This window comes from Chitinophaga sp. (assembly GCF_036569185.1).
Lineage (GTDB): Bacteria > Bacteroidota > Bacteroidia > Chitinophagales > Chitinophagaceae > Chitinophaga.
Genome location: NZ_DATCRD010000379.1, coordinates 1 through 2,811, shown reverse-complemented (window position 1 = coordinate 2,811; position 2,811 = coordinate 1). Strand labels below are relative to the sequence as shown.

The following is a 2,811-nucleotide window of genomic DNA, read 5'->3' as shown; positions in this document are numbered from 1 at the left end:
GAACAGCGTGGCAGGCAAAGCAGGCATTGCTTCCCTGGCTACCGGCAAACTGGTATGGACCGTGCTCGCATCCAAAGGATACAATATCCAGAAAGCCGCAGAAACAAAGACCATCGAAGTAGAAAGACCCAACGGTTTTGCGGAGATCCCTACAGATGTATATCTTACCGGTGATGCTACAGAAGCGGGCGCCGACCTGTCGAAGGCGCTGAAGCTGAAATCCACCGCCCCGGGTGTATACGAAATTTATACCTCTCTCAAAAACGGTAAATATCATTTCGCCAGCCGTAATACCGGTACGCCGGAAATTTATTCCATTGCCGGTACTGCTGTAAAAGAAGGTGGTGAAACAGAACAAACCGCCGGTACCAAAGTGTATCGCCTGCGCCTGGACTTTAACAATGCTGCTGCTACCGTAACAGAGATCACTACTATTGGTCTTTGGTTTGCACCACTGAATAAATTCCTGTTCGAGATCAACTATGCCGGTGGCGGTACCTGGAAGATCCAGAATCAGCTGATCACATTCAAACAGGAATCATGGGGCCGTGATGAGCGTTACAAATTCCGGATCAATGTAAAAGACAGCGATGGTAATGCCGGCGAAGAGTGGATAGGTAGTTCCAATGCAGATAACAACCGTCCCACTTCCGCTACGCCACTGAGTTTCTGGGAACTGCGCCCCATTACCAACAACGACCAGTGGAACTATTGCTACAAGTTTGCTACAGAGGCGGACAATAAGAACTGTGATATCAATCTTTATTTCACAACAGATAAAAACTATACCCACGAAATCATCGTAAAATAAAGACTGCTATGAAGCTGATACGATATTCTCTTTTAATGCTGTCCCTGGCCTTCACCGCATGTTTGAAAGAACCTGTAGATGATGGCCCGGGCCCGGGGGCCAACAAGGCGCGTTATGTGTACAACTGGCCGCAGATAGCTGATTCATCCCTGCAGGGCCTTACCGGTAATTTCTGGAACCAGGAGAAATACTTTAACGCCAATAACGCCGGCAACGCCACTTTTAACTACTGGCCCAATGCCCATGCGTTAGACGTACTAACGGACGCCTATATACGTAAAAATGATCCCGCTATCAAAGCCCGTATGGACGATCTGTTGGCTGGCATGAAAACGAAGAACGGCGGCACCTATATCAACCATTTCTACGATGATATGGAATGGATGAACCTTGCCTGTTTACGTGCTTACGAGGCCACCGGAGATACTAAGTACAAAGATGTAGCCGTGTTGCTGTGGAACGATATCAAAGGCGGCTGGGACGATGTATGGGGGGGCGGCATCCACTGGAACAAAGACAAATCCAAAAACTATAAGAACACGCCAGCCAACGCGCCTGCCTGCATTATTGCCTGCCGCATGTATGGGCTTACCCAGAACCCGGACGATATTGCCTGGGCAAAAAAGATCTATGACTGGCAGAAAGCCACGCTGGTAGACCCGGTAAGCGGTCTTGTATGGGATGGTATTAACCAGGATGGCAGCGGCCAGGTAACAAAGAACTGGAACTTCACCTATAACCAGGGCGTTTTTATTGGCGCAGGCGTGGAGCTGTATAAGCTCACCGGTCAGAATGTATATCTCAATGATGCGTTGAAGACGGCTAATAATACTTTGGCCGGCGGATTTACCAATGCCAATATCCTGAAAGATGAAGGCGGGGGAGATGGAGGTTTGTTCAAGGGAGTACTGGTACGCTACCTGATGTTGCTGATCACCGATGGTAGTATCAGCAGTACAGATGTAGCAAAGTATGCAGCCTTTCTGCAGCTGAACGCAGAAACGTTGTGGCTGAAAGGCACTACGCGTCCGCAGGTGCTGTTTAACAAGGACTGGACCACCACTGCAGCCGGCAGCGACCTCACTACGCAACTGAGCGGAGCTATGCTTATAGAAGCAGCGGCGAAGCTGAAAAGTATGGGATTGATGAAGTAATGAAAAAGATGGGAAGAAGAACGGTGTGTTTGCTGCTTGCCGGTAGCGCCCGGAGCCGGGTATGATGGAAATTTATGCCCGGCAGGCGGCCGGGATCTGATCCGGTTGATCAATATTTTGAAAGCGTCCGCAACAGCTATTGTTGCGGACGCTTTTTGTTTGGATGTTATTATTTTGCTATTATATTACATAATTCCTTAATTTAGGGTTTTTATTTATTAATTTATCGCCGGGAACAATTATTCCTGATCGTCAGAAGAAGATAACCTATCCTATCCCTATGAGGCTGATGTTAATGCTGCTTTTTGCTTTTGTTCCGGTGTCTGTTTGCGGGCAGACGGCGGCGCCGGCGGCTAAGAAGGGGAACCGTGCAACGGAATTCCAGATGAAGGAGGGGAGTTATCTCAGCTTTGCGCAGGTGAATTTAAGTCTTGGTGAGATAGGCTTCCGCGTGGAAGTAGCCTCCGAGCATAAAAAGAGCAATGCCCGGCTTGAGTTCCGGATAGATAAACCCAAAGGTAAAATTATTGGTACCCTTGATATTCCTTATACGGGTGATAGCACTTATGCGTTGAAGCTGACGGGTAACCTGCGTCATGCCGAGGGGGTGCATGACCTGTACCTGGTGGCAAGGGGAGGGATGCCCTTTAGCATCACGGCTTTCGGCTTTATTTTTAATTATTAGTATAACCGTTCCCGTTATTTTTTTGGAAAATTAAAATAGGTGATTATCTTTGCGCTCCCTGACACGATATCAGTTGCCCAGATGGCGAAATTGGTAGACGCACTGTGTTCAGGTCGCAGCGCCTGCAAGGGTGTGCTGGTTCGAATCCAGTTCTGGGCACG

3 protein-coding genes and 1 tRNA gene are annotated in these 2,811 nt (G+C 48.5%); all 4 read left to right on the top strand.

From position 1 onward, the window contains the following. A partial coding sequence (locus VIM72_RS28570; protein ID WP_332006219.1) for a hypothetical protein occupies positions 1–811 on the top strand: 811 nt, incomplete at its 5' end. An 8-nt stretch (positions 812–819) separates the two neighbouring features. Next, positions 820–1,965: a glycoside hydrolase family 76 protein gene (locus tag VIM72_RS28565; protein ID WP_332006218.1), complete on the top strand. Its 1,146-nt coding sequence runs from the start codon at positions 820–822 to the stop codon at positions 1,963–1,965. A gap of 280 nt (positions 1,966–2,245) precedes the next feature. Then, complete coding sequence (locus tag VIM72_RS28560; RefSeq protein WP_332006217.1) at positions 2,246–2,650, top strand: carbohydrate-binding protein; 405 nt, start codon at positions 2,246–2,248, stop codon at positions 2,648–2,650. A 75-nt stretch (positions 2,651–2,725) separates the two neighbouring features. Next, positions 2,726–2,809 (top strand) — tRNA-Leu (locus VIM72_RS28555). The last annotated feature ends 2 nt before the right edge of the window (positions 2,810–2,811 follow it).